12 protein-coding genes and 1 tRNA gene are annotated in these 14408 nt (G+C 63.9%); 8 read left to right on the top strand and 5 right to left on the bottom strand.

The window, feature by feature from the left end:
• Nucleotides 1-128: 128 nt before the first annotated feature.
• The 4 genes from ABWO90_RS05655 to ABWO90_RS05640 are packed head-to-tail and all read right to left on the bottom strand — an operon-like array spanning nucleotide 129 to nucleotide 3781.
• On the bottom strand, nucleotides 129-839 hold the full coding sequence (locus ABWO90_RS05655; protein WP_353190218.1) for a PqiC family protein: 711 nt from the start codon (nucleotides 837-839) through the stop codon (nucleotides 129-131).
• Nucleotides 836-2506 carry a PqiB family protein gene (locus tag ABWO90_RS05650; RefSeq protein WP_353190217.1) on the bottom strand — a complete coding sequence of 557 codons (1671 nt, stop codon included), beginning with the start codon at nucleotides 2504-2506 and terminating at the stop codon, nucleotides 836-838. The genes ABWO90_RS05655 and ABWO90_RS05650 overlap by 4 nt, the downstream gene beginning before the upstream one ends.
• Entirely contained in the window at nucleotides 2499-3143 is a 645-nt protein-coding gene (locus ABWO90_RS05645; RefSeq protein WP_353190216.1) for a paraquat-inducible protein A, read from the bottom strand. Before ABWO90_RS05645 ends, ABWO90_RS05650 begins: the two co-directional genes overlap by 8 nt.
• Nucleotides 3140-3781, bottom strand: a complete 642-nt coding sequence (locus ABWO90_RS05640) for a paraquat-inducible protein A (protein ID WP_353190215.1) — start codon at nucleotides 3779-3781, stop codon at nucleotides 3140-3142. Before ABWO90_RS05640 ends, ABWO90_RS05645 begins: the two co-directional genes overlap by 4 nt.
• Nucleotides 3782-3987: 206 nt before the next feature.
• Here ABWO90_RS05640 and fdnG point away from each other — a divergent pair, with 206 nt between their 5' ends.
• From fdnG to ABWO90_RS05605, 7 genes are all read left to right on the top strand, one after another.
• Nucleotides 3988-7056: a formate dehydrogenase-N subunit alpha gene (gene fdnG / locus ABWO90_RS05635; RefSeq protein WP_353190214.1), complete on the top strand. Its 3069-nt coding sequence runs from the start codon at nucleotides 3988-3990 to the stop codon at nucleotides 7054-7056.
• 9 nt (nucleotides 7057-7065) lie between these two features.
• On the top strand, nucleotides 7066-8016 hold the full coding sequence (gene fdxH, locus ABWO90_RS05630) for a formate dehydrogenase subunit beta (protein ID WP_353190213.1): 951 nt from the start codon (nucleotides 7066-7068) through the stop codon (nucleotides 8014-8016).
• 1 nt (nucleotide 8017) lies between these two features.
• Nucleotides 8018-8674: a formate dehydrogenase subunit gamma gene (locus ABWO90_RS05625; protein WP_353190212.1), complete on the top strand. Its 657-nt coding sequence runs from the start codon at nucleotides 8018-8020 to the stop codon at nucleotides 8672-8674.
• 54 nt (nucleotides 8675-8728) lie between these two features.
• Nucleotides 8729-9763 (top strand): formate dehydrogenase accessory protein FdhE, encoded by a 1035-nt coding sequence (gene fdhE / locus ABWO90_RS05620; RefSeq protein WP_353190244.1) that lies wholly within the window; start codon nucleotides 8729-8731, stop codon nucleotides 9761-9763.
• Between the two features lie 19 nt (nucleotides 9764-9782).
• Nucleotides 9783-11213, top strand: coding sequence for an L-seryl-tRNA(Sec) selenium transferase (gene selA / locus ABWO90_RS05615; protein ID WP_353190211.1), 1431 nt, complete (start codon nucleotides 9783-9785; stop codon nucleotides 11211-11213).
• Entirely contained in the window at nucleotides 11210-13123 is a 1914-nt protein-coding gene (gene selB, locus ABWO90_RS05610; RefSeq protein WP_353190210.1) for a selenocysteine-specific translation elongation factor, read from the top strand. Before selA ends, selB begins: the two co-directional genes overlap by 4 nt.
• A gap of 24 nt (nucleotides 13124-13147) precedes the next feature.
• Nucleotides 13148-13243: transfer RNA gene (locus ABWO90_RS05605), tRNA-Sec, on the top strand.
• A gap of 56 nt (nucleotides 13244-13299) precedes the next feature.
• Here the strand turns inward: ABWO90_RS05605 and ABWO90_RS05600 are convergent.
• The gene (locus tag ABWO90_RS05600; RefSeq protein ID WP_353190209.1) at nucleotides 13300-13896 is read right to left on the bottom strand and encodes a hypothetical protein; all 597 of its coding nucleotides are present in this window, start codon (nucleotides 13894-13896) and stop codon (nucleotides 13300-13302) included.
• A 131-nt stretch (nucleotides 13897-14027) separates the two neighbouring features.
• Here ABWO90_RS05600 and ABWO90_RS05595 point away from each other — a divergent pair, with 131 nt between their 5' ends.
• Nucleotides 14028-14264: a hypothetical protein gene (locus tag ABWO90_RS05595; protein WP_353190208.1), complete on the top strand. Its 237-nt coding sequence runs from the start codon at nucleotides 14028-14030 to the stop codon at nucleotides 14262-14264.
• Nucleotides 14265-14408: the final 144 nt, after the last annotated feature.

Below are 14408 nucleotides of genomic sequence, written 5' to 3'. Positions count from 1 at the left end.
AATTCTGTCGCGCATGGGACTTTAGTCCAATGCGCAGCGCGTCGGGGAGCCCTACGATATTTGAATGTGCACGACGGGAGCGGCGGGGAAGATTCGTCGGCCGGAACGCAGGCGACGATGCGCCGCGTTCAGTCGGGGCAGCGCGGCACGCTGCCGGGCGTGCCCTGTGCACTGGTGGCGATGGCGCGGCTGATGCCGTCAGCCAGACGGTCGACCAGCTTGCGCTGTGCGGCAACCACCTCGGCAACGCCGCCGGTGGCGGGCGCCGTCGCGGTGAAGCGACAGGTCGCCACGATATCGCCCGGCACCCGCCGAACGCTCCACACCGCCGTGAGCGTGGCTTGTTCGCCCGGCGCGGACTCGAAGCGCTGCACCGACGTCGAGACGCGGTAGACCGTCAGGCCATCGGCGCGCGGCAGGCCGTAGACGTCCATCGCGCCGAGGCGCTGCGTGAGATCGCGCGATATCGTCGACGTCAGTTCGGTCTTGAGTGGGGCGCCCCAGCGCGATTCCTCCAGAATGTCCACGCGGCCGCCGTTGCGCGTGACAACGATCTGCGGGCGGTCCACCTGCTCGGGCACGGCCACCGGCGAGACCTCGATGGCGTAAGGTGCGGCCGGTGCTGTTGGGCCGGTCGTCACTGCGCCGGCGGCGTTGCTTCCGGTCGCTGGGGCGGCATCCGTCAACGTGAAGAACGTCGGCGTCGGCGACGCGCAGCCGGTGAGCGCGATCAACAGCGCCAGCGGCAAGGCGGCGAGCGCCGTCGTTCTCGTGCGATGCAGGTGAGGACGGCGCGGGAGCCGGCGCGGGTTACGGATCATGTCGGTCGGCCTCGTCATGGTTGCGGGTCCTTCGGTTTGCCGCGCAGCAGCGCTTCGGGGTGTTGCTGCAAATACTCGGCGAGCGTGTTGAGCGAGCGCAGCGTCTTGGTCAGTTCCTGCATGGCCGAACGGACATCCTGTTGCACCGGTGCGTCTTCGGAGAGCGTGCGCTCGGCCGCGCCAAAGCTCTTCTTCGCTTCGCCCAGCGTGGCTTTCGCCTCGGGCGCGATCTCGCCGTCGAGCTGACGGAACAGCCCCTGGGCACTATCGAGCGTCTTGTCGAGCTTGCGCAGCGACGAGTCGAGGCTCTGCCCGATGCTGTCGAACGGAATCTTGTCGAGCTTGGTGGCGATGTCCGCGACCTGCAGTTGCAACTGGTCGAGCGTGTTGGGCACGGTCGGCATGACGAGCACGTCGTCGACTTCTTCGGCCTTGGCGGGCTTCGCGTTCGGGAAGAAGTCGAGCGCCACATACAGCTGACCGGTCAGCAGGTTGCCCGTGCGCAACTGGCCGCGCAGGCCGCGCGCCACGAGGGCGTTCAGAATCTGGTGGCTCGCGAGCTCGTTGGGCGGCAGGTTCCGCTTTGGATCGCGGCGACGCAGACGGTCCGGATAGACCTGCACCGTCACCGGCATGTTGATCTGCTTGGTGGCCTGATCGAACTCCACGCCGATCGAGGTGACCTCGCCCAGCGTAATGCCGCGGAAGTCCACCGGCGCGCCCACGACGAGCCCGCGCAGCGACTGCTGGAAGCGGAACACCACGGTGACGGGATGCGTGTCCGGCGCCTTCATGGCCGTGGACTCGTCGGGCGCGAGACGGAATTCCTGTCCGGCCTTGGCCATCACGCCGGCGCCCGCGTCGCCCGGCGCCTGGAATGCGATACCGCCGATCACCACCGACGCCAGCGACTGCGTGTTGACCTGGAAGCCGCTCGAATCGAGTCGCAGATCGATGCCGCTGGCGTGCCAGAAGCGCGTGTTGGAGCCGACGTACTGGTCATACGGTGCCTGCACGAACACGCGCAGCGTTACGCCCTTGCCGTCCTGATCGAGCGAGAAGGCTTCGACCTGGCCGACCTGAATGCGGCGGTAGTAAATCGGCGAACCGATATCGAGCGAGCCGACATCGTTCGCGTGCAACACGAAGGGCTTGCCCGGCTGGCCGCTGGAGACGACCGGCGGCACTTCGAGCCCGGTGAAATGGCTGACCGATTCCTTGGATTTGCCGGCGTCCGCGCCGATGTACGCGCCCGAGAGCAATGTCGACAGGCCGGACACGCTGCCGCCGGCCACGCGCGGGCGCACGACCCACCAGCGCGAATCCTTCACGGCGAATCTCTTGGCGTTCTTCGTGAGATCGACGGTGACGCGCACGTGCGACAGATCGTCGGACAGTTCGATGTTCTTGACCGTGCCGATGTCGACTTCCTTGTACTTGACCTTCGTCTTGCCGGCTTCGAGACCCTCGGCGGTCTTGAAATCGATGGTGACGCTCGGTCCGCGCTCGATGAGCGCCTTGGCCACGAGCGACAGTCCGATGACCGCAGCCACGAGGGGAATCAACCACACGAGCGAGGGCGCCCAGCGTTTGCGCGGCTCGATGGCCGGCGTCGGCAGATCGCCCGGATCGCTCGCGGGCGGCGGTGCGCTGTCCCGCGCTTGCGGATCTTTCGGTTCAGTCATGATCGTCCTGTTCGGTATCGTCGTCGCGAATCTGATCCCAGATCAGCCGGGGGTCGAATTGCATGGAGGCCAACATCGTGAGTACGACCACGGAGCCGAAGGCCACGATGCCAGGACCGGCCTGAATCACCGCCAGCGACTGGATGTTCACGAGCGCGACCATCAGCGCGACGACGAAAACATCGAGCATCGACCAGCGGCCGATGAACTCGACCATGTGGTAGAGCTTGGTGCGTTGGTGCGGCTTCCAGCGGGTGCCGCGCTGTGCGGTGAAGCACAGGAGCGACAGGGCGATGAGCTTGAGCATCGGCACGAGAATGCTCGCCGTGAAAACGACGATGGCCAGATCGTATTCGCCGCTGGTCCAGAAATAGATCACACCGCTCATGATCGTGTCGCTGGAATTACCGAGCAGCGAACGCGTTTGCATCATGGGCAGCACGTTGGCGGGAATGTACAGGATCGCCGCGGCGATGAGCAAGGCCCAGGTGCGCGCGAGGCTGTCGACCTTGCGCTGGTGAAGCACGGCGCCGCAGCGCGGGCAGCGCGCCTTCTCGACCGTCTGGACCTGACGCGACAGACGCCCGCACACGTTGCAGGCGATCAGTCCGGCGGCTTTGGCGGAGACGTACCTCATGGCTGCACCCGTGGCGGCGGGCTGCGACGCACCGCCGGGTCCGGCGTGTGGTCGATCAGGAGCCACAGATTACGCAGATCGAACGAGAGCACCATCGCGAGCAGTACGGTGAGTGCGCCGAAGGCCCACAGGGCGATACCGGGCAACACGCTGGCCATCGCCGAGAGTTTGACCAGCGAGACGAGCACGCCGAGCATGAAGACCTCGATCATGCCCCACGGACGGCAGAACTCGATGGCGCGCATCACTTCGAAAACGGCGTACGGCCGACGCCCGAGCGAAAGCGGCCCGATCAGGTGAACGAGCGCGAGCAATTGCGAGAGCGGGAAGAGGACGGTCGTGGCGAACACCAGCAGCGCCACCAGCCACATGCCTTCACGGTACAGCGCCCAGGCAGCGCCAACGAGCGTCGTCTCGGTGTAGATGCCCTGCACCTCGATCTCGACGATGGGGAACGCGTTCGCGATCGCGAACACGATCAGGCTGGTGAGGGTGAGCGCCAGCACCCGCGACAGTCGCAGGTCGGGAGAGCGGTAAAGCACCGAGTGACAGCGCACGCAGCGGGCAGTCTCGCGCGGCGGCAAGTCCGTGCGACGGTGCAACGTGTCGCAATTCGGACAGGCGATGAGATTTGTCACGTCATCTTCGGGAGGCAATGTGTGCATTACCGGGGACGGTGACCAAAGTGACGCTCAGAATACCAAAATGTCAAGGAAGTTCCCATCGAATGCAGCGCAACGCGAAATGCGGCATGGTTTGTGCTAAGTCACGGAAAACATTAGGCCTTTGCTCTATACTCAACACACTCCCGCAAAGTTTCCCAAAATTTGAGGAGAATTCCCCCATGCTTAATATGTCCAGGCGCCAGTTCCTCAAAGTGAGTGGCGCAACGCTGGCAGGGTCCAGCCTGGCGATGCTCGGGTTCGCGCCCGACGCAGCGCTGGCGGAAGTCCGTCAGTACAAGCTGGCGCGAGCGACCGAGACCCGTAATACCTGTCCTTACTGCTCAGTGGCCTGCGGCCTGCTGATGTACAGCTACGGCGACGGTGCGAAGAACGCGAAGAAGAGCGTCTTCCACATCGAGGGTGATCCCGATCACCCGGTCAATCGCGGCACGTTGTGCCCGAAGGGCGCCAGCCTCATCGATTTCATCCACAGCCCGAATCGTCTGACCCATCCGGAAGTCCGCAAGCCGGGTTCCGACAAGTGGGAGCGGATTTCGTGGGACGATGCGCTCGATCGCATCGCCAAGCTGATGAAGGCCGACCGCGACGCCAACTTCGTCGAGAAAACGGACGACGGCCTGACGGTCAACCGGTGGCTCACGACCGGCATGCTGGCCGCGTCGGCGTCGAGCAACGAAGTCGGTTACATCACGCACAAAGTCATCCGCAGTACCGGGATGCTGGGATTCGATAACCAGGCACGTGTCTGACACGGCCCGACGGTGGCAGGTCTTGCCCCGACGTTTGGCCGTGGAGCGATGACGAACCATTGGGTCGACATCAAGAACGCGGATCTGGTACTCATCATGGGCGGCAACGCGGCCGAGGCACACCCGTGCGGTTTCAAGTGGGTGACCGAGGCGAAGGCGCACAACAAGGCGCGCCTGATCGTGGTCGACCCGCGCTTCAACCGTTCGGCATCGGTCGCGGACTACTACGCCCCGATCCGTACCGGCACGGATATCGTCTTCCTCGGCGGGTTGATCAATTACCTGCTCGCGAACGACAAGATCCAGCACGAATACGTCAAGAACTACACCGACTTCACCTTCCTGGTGAAAGACGAGTTCACGTTCGAAGACGGCATCTTCTCGGGCTATAACGCCGAAAAGCGCACTTACGACAAGATCTCCTGGGACTACCAGAAGGGCGCGGACGGTTACGTCCTGACGGACCCGACGCTGCAAAACCCGCGTACGGTGTTCCAGTTGATGAAGCAGCACTACTCGCGTTACACGATCGACACGGTCGAGCGCGTGTGCGGCACCCCGGCGGAGAAGGTCGAGTACATCTACAAGCAGATCGCCGAGTGTTCGTCACCGACGCGCGCCATGACGATCCTGTACGCGCTGGGCTGGACGCAACACTCGATCGGCTCGCAGATCATTCGCACCGGTGCGATGGTGCAGTTGCTGCTGGGTAACATCGGTGTTGCGGGCGGCGGCATGAACGCGCTGCGCGGGCACTCGAACATTCAGGGCCTGACCGATCTGGGGCTGATGACTGACCTGCTGCCGGGCTACATGTCGTTGCCCAAGCAGGCCGAGCAGACCGTCGAGCAGTATCTGACGGCGCGCACGCAAAAGCCGCTGCGTCCGAACCAGTTGAGCTACTGGCAGAACTATCCGAAGTTCTATGTGAGCCTGATGAAGGCGTGGTGGGGCGACGCGGCAACGGCCGAGAACAACTGGGGCTACGACTACCTGCCCAAGCTCGACAAGCCGTACGATCTGCTGCAAGTGCTTGAACTGATGAACCAGGGCAAGATGACGGGCTACATCGCGCAGGGTTTCAACCCGCTCGCGGCGGCCCCGGCCAAGTTCAAGTGGGATCAGGCGCTGGCGAAGCTCAAGTTCCTCGTCATCATGGATCCGCTGGCGACCGAGACGTCGGAATTCTGGAAGAACTTCGGCGAGCACAACAACGTCGATTCCAGCAAGATCCAGACGGAAGTGTTCCGCCTGCCGACGACCTGCTTCGCCGAGGAAGACGGCGCGCTGGTCAACTCGGGACGCTGGCTGCAATGGCACTGGAAGGGCGCCGAGCCGCCGGGCGAGGCACGCACCGACATCGAGATCATGACGGGGCTGTTCCTGCGCCTGCGCGAGATGTACAAGACGCAGGGCGGCAAGTACCCGGACCCGATCCTGAATCTGTCGTGGCCTTACGCGCAGCCGGAAAGTCCGTCGCCCGAGGAACTCGCCAAGGAGTACAACGGCCGGGCGCTCAAGGACCTCGTCGATCCGAAGGACCCGACCAAGGTCACGCGCAAGGCGGGTGAGCAACTCGCGGGCTTCGCGGAACTCAAGGACGACGGCAGTACGTCGTCGGGCTGCTGGATCTTCGCGGGCGCATGGACGCAGGCGGGCAACCAGATGGCACGCCGTGACAACAGCGATCCGACCGGTATCGGCCAGACGCTGAACTGGGCATGGGCGTGGCCGGCGAACCGTCGCGTGCTGTACAACCGCGCGTCGTGCGACCTCACGGGCAAGCCGTTCAATCCGAAGCACAAGCTGGTGTACTGGAACGGCAAGGCCTGGACGGGTTCCGACGTACCGGACTTCAAGGTCGACGAGGATCCGGCCGGTGGCATGAGCCCGTTCATCATGAACCCCGAGGGCGTGGCGCGCTTCTTTGCGAAGGGCGCAATGGCCGAAGGGCCATTCCCCGAGCATTACGAGCCGTTCGAGACGCCGCTGGGCTACAACCCGCTGCATCCGAAACAGCCGAAGGCCACGAGCAACCCGGGCGCGCGCATCTTCCCGGACGATCTGGCCGCGATGGGCACCGCCGACAAGTTCCCGTATGTGGCTACGACCTATCGTCTGACCGAGCACTTCCACTACTGGACCAAGCACGCGTTGCTCAACGCGATCATCCAGCCCGAGCAGTTCGTCGAAATTGGCGAGGCGCTCGCGAAGGAGATCGGCATTGTGGCAGGCGACAGGGTCAAGGTGTCGTCCAACCGTGGCTATATCAAGGCCGTAGCGGTCGTGACCAAGCGCATTCGGGCACTCAAGGTGGACGGCAAGACGATTCACCACGTGGGCATTCCGATTCACTGGGGCTTCAAGGGACTGACCCGGCCCGGGTTCCTCGCGAACACGCTGACGCCGATCGTGGGCGACGGCAACTCGCAGACACCCGAGTTCAAGTCGTTCCTGGTGAAGGTCGAGAAGGCATAAGGGGGCGCCATGGCATTGCAATCTCTGGATATCAAACGGCGCTCGGCAACCACGATGCCGTCGCCCTCGGTGCGCGAAGCGCACACGGGCGATGTCGCCAAACTCATCGATGTCACGAAGTGCATCGGCTGCAAGGCTTGCCAGACGGCGTGCATGGAGTGGAACGACCTGCGCGACGAAGTCGGCGTCAACGTGGGCGTGTACGACAACCCGGCCGACCTGTCGGCCGACTCGTGGACGCTCATGCGCTTCACCGAGTACGAGAACCCGAAGGGCGATCTCGAGTGGCTCATCCGCAAGGATGGCTGCATGCACTGCGAGGACCCGGGCTGCCTGAAGGCGTGTCCGTCGCCCGGCGCGATCGTGCAATACGCCAACGGTATCGTCGACTTCCATGAAGAGGCGTGTATCGGTTGCGGGTACTGCATTACCGGATGCCCGTTCAATATTCCGCGTATCTCGCAGAAGGATCACAAGGCGTACAAGTGCACCCTGTGTTCCGATCGCGTGTCCGTGGGGCTGGAGCCGGCGTGCGTGAAGACGTGCCCCACCGGTGCGATCATGTTCGGCACCAAGGACGCCATGAAGGACCAGGCGGCCGAGCGGGTCGAAGACCTGAAGACGCGGGGCTTCGACAACGCGGGGCTGTACGATCCGCAGGGTGTGGGCGGCACGCACGTCATGTACGTGCTGCACCATGCCGACCGGCCGTCGCTCTATGCCGGTCTGCCGGACGATCCGCGCATCAGCCCGATGGTCTCGTTCTGGAAGGGGTTGGCCAAGCCGCTGGGCGTGGCCGCGATGGCGCTCACGGCGCTTGCGGGCTTCTTCCACTACATCAAGACCGGTCCGAACGAAACGACCGAGGAAGACGAAGACGAGGCCCGTCGCTACGATGCATCCCGCAAGGGGAGCGGTCCCGACGGCCAGAAAGGGCCCGTAACGCACGAGGAGGTCTGACATGTCGCAAGTGCAAAACGATCATTCGGATCGTCGGGGTGGCAAAGACGACCTGATCGAGCGGTACAACGCGGCGGAGCGCATCAATCACTGGATTGTCGCGGGCACGTTCATCCTGCTCGCGCTGTCCGGGCTGGCGCTGTTCCATCCGTCCATGTTCTGGCTCACCAACCTGTTCGGTGGCGGGCCGTGGACGCGGGTGCTGCATCCGTTCGTCGGTCTGGTGATGTTCGTCGCTTTCGTGTGGCTCGCACTGCGGCTCGCCCGCTACAACAAGTTCGAGTCGCGCGACGCCGAGTGGATGAAGAAGATCGGCGACGTGCTCAACAATCGCGAAGAGAATCTGCCGGAAGTCGGGCGCTACAACGCCGGACAGAAGCTGCTTTTCTACGTGATGGTGTTGTGCATGATCGGCCTGTTGCTCTCGGGCATCGTGATCTGGCGCGCGTACTTCGCGTTCTACTTCCCGATCTGGATGATTCGTCTGGCATCGGACGTACACGCGGTGTGTGCATTCGTGTTGATTTGCGGCATCATTACGCACATCTACGCGGCGATCTGGATCAAGGGCTCCGTGCGCGCCATGACGCGCGGAACCGTCACCCGTGGCTGGGCGTGGAAGCATCATCGCGCCTGGTACAAGCAGCTCAACAAATAAGTCCGGCCGGGTGGGTGGCCGGACGCTTTTAAGAGGCCGGCCACCTTGCAACGCATTCTCGAACCCGGACAGATCGAATCCCTCGATCGCACCTCCATTCCCCGTCTTCGCATGCCCCAGCGCGCCGAGGTTTTTTCGGCGCGTGCGGCACGTCTGCGCCAGCTGGCCGACGGTCATCCGCTGGGGGATTACCTACGGCTAATGGCCGCACTGGTCGACGCGCAGCAGCGCGTGCTCGACAACTTCCAGGCAGAGCGCCCGTCGCCCGAGTCGATCGCCCAGGCGCAACAGCACTGCATGCCACTCGTGCCCGCCACCGGCGGCTACGAAGTGGGTCGGTGGCAGCCGTTGCTCACCCCGTTGCTCGATGCCGTGGCGGCCCAGCCGGGTTTGCCCGCCGCAGTGCGCGGTGTGCTGGACCGGGTTCGTGCGACCGATCCGGCGCAGCTCGAGGCGGGCGCGCAGGCGCTGCTGGCGGGGCATGGCAAAGGTGTCGATTCGGCCAGCGCGCCGTTCCTGATGGCGGCATTGCAGGTCCTGTGGACCGGCGTGGCGAGCACCTTCGCCGCGAGCGACGTGCCGATGCTCGACGTTCCCAATGTCTGCCCGGTGTGCGGCACGCTGCCGGTGGCGAGCGTCGTTCGCATTGGCGGGGCGCACGAGGGCTATCGCTATCTCGCCTGCGGGCTTTGCGCGACGGAGTGGCACATGGTCCGCGTGAAGTGCACGCATTGCGAAGCGAGCGAGCATGTGGCGTATCACGTTGTCGACAAGGGGGGCGACGCCGCGTCGTCGAGCGCCGAAACGCTGGACGCCCCGGTGGCCGGTACCGGCGAAATTCTGAAAGGCGAAGACGGTCGTCCGAAGCTCGACGAAGCGGCCAAGCGGGTCGCGTCGTCGCCCATTCGCGCCGAGTCGTGTGACGACTGCCATAGCTATCGCAAGATCTTCTATCAGGACAAGGACCCGTTCGTGGAGCCGGTCGCCGACGATCTCGCCAGTCTCGCCCTCGATGTGCTGATGGGCGAAGCGGGATATGCGCGCGCCAACGGCAATCCGTTGCTGTGGCAAAACGCCGAGGACGCCTGATTCGATGAAGGGGACTGCGATGGCCGAGCATGATCGGATGCTGGCCGGTGCGGCGGATCTGCCGTCGCTCGACCGGTTGCTGGGGATGCCTGAGTTTCAGGCGGCGTTGGCCGACTTCGGCCGCACACAGGTCACAACCGCGCTGCGCCGCGATCTCGACGAATGCCGCGCGTCGGCGCTTGCGGGCACGCTCGCGCACGACACCGTCGCGCCTGCGGCCTTTGGCGCGCGCGTGACACGCGCCCTGATCGAACGCAACCGGGCCACACTGCGGCCGGTGTTCAACCTCACGGGCACGGTGCTGCATACCAACCTCGGCCGGGCGTTGCTGCCCGAGGCCGCCATCGAGTCGGTGATGCAGGCACTCACCGCGCCCGCGAATCTCGAATTCGATCTGGCCACCGGCGGACGTGGCGATCGCGACGACCTCGTCGCGCCGCTGCTTTGCGAATTGACGGGCGCCGAGGCGGCGACCGTCGTGAACAACAACGCGGCCGCCGTGCTGTTGATGCTGGCTACGCTGGCCAAACGCCGTGAAGTCGTGGTGTCGCGCGGCGAACTGGTGGAAATCGGCGGGGCGTTCCGCATTCCGGACATCATGACGCACGCAGGTGCAAAGCTCGTCGAGATCGGCACGACCAACCGCACCCATCCGGCAGATTATCGCAACGCCATCGGCGAGAAGACGGCATTGCTCATGAAGGTGCATTGCAGTAACTACGAGGTCACGGGCTTTACCAAAAGCGTGGACGTGGCCGACGTCGTGCAGATCGCGAAGCCGCATGGCGTGCCCGTCGCTGTCGATCTGGGCAGCGGCACGCTTGCACGACTGGAGCAGTGGGGGTTGCCGCACGAAACCACCGTTCAGGAGACGATTGCGGCGGGCGCCGATCTCGTCACGTTCTCCGGCGACAAGCTGCTCGGCGGCCCGCAGGCGGGCATGATCGTCGGGCGCAAGGATCTGATCGCGAAGATCAAGAAACATCCGCTCAAGCGCGCGTTGCGCGTGGGCAAGCTCACGCTGGCGGCGCTCGAGCCGGTGCTGCGCTTGTATCGTGATCCTGACCATCTGACCGAGCGTCTCACGACGTTGCGCTTGCTCACGCGCACGCGCGCCGAGATGGCTGCGCAGGCGGAGCGGCTGGCGCCGGTGCTGGCGGCGTCGCTGGGCGACGAGTACACGGTGAGCGCAGCACCGATGGTCAGTCAGATCGGTAGCGGCGCGTTGCCCGTCGAACAATTGCCCAGCTACGGGCTCGCCATTGCGCCTGCGGGCGGTGGCAAGCGGGGCAGCGGCCGCGCACTGGCGAAGCTGGAAGCGGCGTTGCGGGCACTGCCGTATCCCGTCATCGGGCGAATTTCCGAGCAGACGCTCTGGCTCGATCTGCGCTGTCTCGAAGCGGCTGACGAGGCGCGTCTGTCGCTGCAGTTCGCGGAGTTGCGCGCATGATCGTCGGTACGGCGGGACACATCGATCATGGCAAGACGAGCCTCATTCGCGCATTGACCGGCGTCGACACCGACCGTCTGAAGGAAGAGAAGGTACGGGGCATTTCCATTGAACTCGGCTATGCCTACACGCCGTTGCCCGATGGCGACGTGCTCGGCTTCATTGATGTTCCAGGCCATGAGAAGCTGATTCACACGATGGCGGCCGGAGCGGTCGGCATCGATTTCGCGCTGCTGGTGATCGCGGCAGACGACGGGATCATGCCGCAGACCCGGGAGCATCTCGCCATTCTCACGATGCTCGGGGTGCGACGCGGCGTGGTGGCGTTGTCGAAGGCGGATCGTGTGGACGCCGAACGTCTGGCGAGCGTGACGCAGGAGATTGCCCGCTGGCTCGCGGATACCCCGCTGGCGAATGCGGAGATCGTGCCGGTCTCGGCGACGACGCCGAACGACACTGGTGTGGCGGCGTTGCGTGAGCGTTTGATCTCGGCGGCACAGATGCTGAAGACGTCGGGCAATGCAACGCGACGCGACGATGCATTGTTCCGTCTCGCCGTCGATCGCGTGTTCACGTTGCCCGGGCATGGCACGGTGGTGACGGGCACGGCGTTCGCTGGCACCGTGCGTGTCGGCGACAGTTTGACCGTCATGCCGCAAGGGCTGCCGGTGCGGGTGCGCAGCATCCATGCGCAGAATCGTCCGGTCGACGCGGGCAGGGCCGGCGAGCGTTGTGCGTTGAATCTCGCGGGCGTGGAGCGCGACCAGTTGGGGCGTGGCGACTGGATCGTCGCGGCCGGATTGTCCGAGCCGTCGACGCATGTGGACGTCGAACTGCATTGGCTCGACGGCAACGCGCCGCTCACGCAATGGTTTCCGTTGCATGTGCATCTGGGCACGACGCATGTGCAGGCACGGACCGTGTTGCTCGACGGCGACACGCTTGCGCCGGGCGGCACGATGCGCGCGCAGCTCGTGTTCGACATACCCGTCTGCACGATGCCGGGCGATCGCTTCATCGTGCGCAATCCGCAGGCCACCGCGACCGTGGGCGGTGGGCGCGTGCTGGATCCGGCGGCACCGCAACGCAAACGCCGCTCGTCGGCGCGACTGGCATGGCTCGACGCCGTGGCGCAGTCGCTCGATGGCGCAGGCCTCGATGCGCTGCTTGTGCAATCGCCATTCGGTTTGACGAGTGCGCAGGTGGTGGCGTTGACCGGGCTGCCGGTTGGACGATGGCAGTGGCCCGGCGATGCCGTTGTGTTCACTGGAGGGGAAGGGGAGTCGTTGGCTTTCGCGCCGTCGGCGTGGCAGGCGATGCGTGCTCGCGTGCTCGATGCATTGCGCGACTATCACGCCCGCGTGCCCGACGAACCCGGGCTCGATGCCGCGCGACTGGGTCGCATGACGTGGCCCTCGCTGGAAGCGTCACGCTGGCGCGTTGCCATGCAGGCGATGTTAGGCGAAGGGGCGTTGGCGCGCACCGGTGCGTGGTGGCATCTGCCGACCCATCGTGTCGAAATGACGGATGAGGAAACGGCGCTGGCCGAGGCGTTGCTGCCGAAAGTGGCGCAGGGGCGCTTCGATCCGCCGTGGGTGCGCGACATGGGACGTGAGCTGAACGTCCCCGAGGAGCGCGTGCGTGGCGTGCTGCGCAAGCTGGCACGGCAGGGACGGGTGCATCAGATTGTCAAGGATCTGTTCTACGACGACGCGTGCGTCGGCACGCTCGCGGGCATTATTGCGAATGCGCACGGCACGGTCGAAGCGGGAGCATTTCGGGATGCGACGGGTCTGGGACGCAAGCGCGCGATTCAGATTCTGGAGTTCTTCGATCGCGCGGGCTATACTCGCCGCGTTGGTGATCGGCATGTGCGGCGCCCCGGTGTGGAGTGGGGTTCGCCGCCGTAAAATCGCTTAAGTCATTTCTCCAGAGGAAGGCATCCGTATCCGGTGATGCGGCCGGGCTTCAAACCCGGTTGGGGGCGTCAGCCGCTCCCAGGTAGGTTCGACTCCTGCTGCTTTCCGCCACAACCCCCTTCAGGCAATTCGTCGTTTCCGAAAGCGGCGACTGGTCCGACATCATTTCATTCAGCGCCGTTTAGCAGGGCTTGAATGGACTTGATCAGCGCGGTCGTCCGTCCGGTTTCGTCAGGAATGGCAGCCAGCCTGGCCGCTTCCCGACGCAATACTACTTGCGCGGGATCTCTGTCGCCGGCGTGCCACATCGCCATACCCAAATAAAAATCATGTCTGATTTCCGGGATTAACGATTCCAACGTAGAGATCTTTTCAAGATAAGGTAGCGCCTTGGTAGACAGAGCCGGTGCTACCTCAGAGAGAAAGCCGCGAATAAATCCCTCTTCCGTCTTGCAATGAAAGAGCTTTTGACCAGGCCCAACACCCATCACAGGATGCAAGTAACTTAGCGTCCCGCTTGGGATGCCGATATCGTCCGGGAATCGCTCAACAAATTGGGGTTCTATTTTGGACGACGTGGCAAAGACCCTCACCTCGTACCGAGTCCCGCCACGCATCAGATCGGGCATAACAACGTGAACGATGTCGTTCGAAACTTGGCGGTAAAAGTTTGAGAACTTACTCTCGGCGCACGAGAACCCCATTGGGCGTAGCACCTCGCCAAAGTACTCGCGTGCGAGACGATCAAAGCTAACTTCCTTCATCGTTATTCTCTCCGTTGGCCGCTCTGGAGCGGATACAGACGCTTGGCGAGCGGCCGGATCGAGGCCTATCTTAAGCCGGATTTGACCGGGTATAGTGACTCATCGCTTTCAGCGAAGAGGAATAATACGAAATGACTGACCGGACGCCAAAAGCTGCACGATATGCGGAGATCTTCTTCGGTGGATTGGCCAAAGGGACAATGGTTGTCGTGGGGGTCGTTGCTGTGGTGCTGGGCGTCCTCGGAGGTGGGCTAACAGATTTGCCAACGACGCGAAAAGAATGGGGCTATTTTTTGGCCATCGTTCTTATCGCCGTCGTCGGTCTGATCCTCTTCACCCGACTGAAACCATTTTTGGGGCTAGCCTGAAGGGGGCTATGACTTCGACTCGGGTATGGCTGGCCAAGGCTAGCTGACTACGGTGACTTCTGAACGGCTGTTTTCGACCCGAAACAGCCATTTAGGTACATCAGAAGCGATGGGCCACTCGGGTGTTGCAACCCGGCGATTGAT

It is taken from the genome of Pandoraea pnomenusa, from assembly GCF_040391475.1.
Lineage (GTDB): Bacteria > Pseudomonadota > Gammaproteobacteria > Burkholderiales > Burkholderiaceae > Pandoraea > Pandoraea pnomenusa_C.
This window is presented reverse-complemented; position numbering and strand designations above follow the sequence as displayed.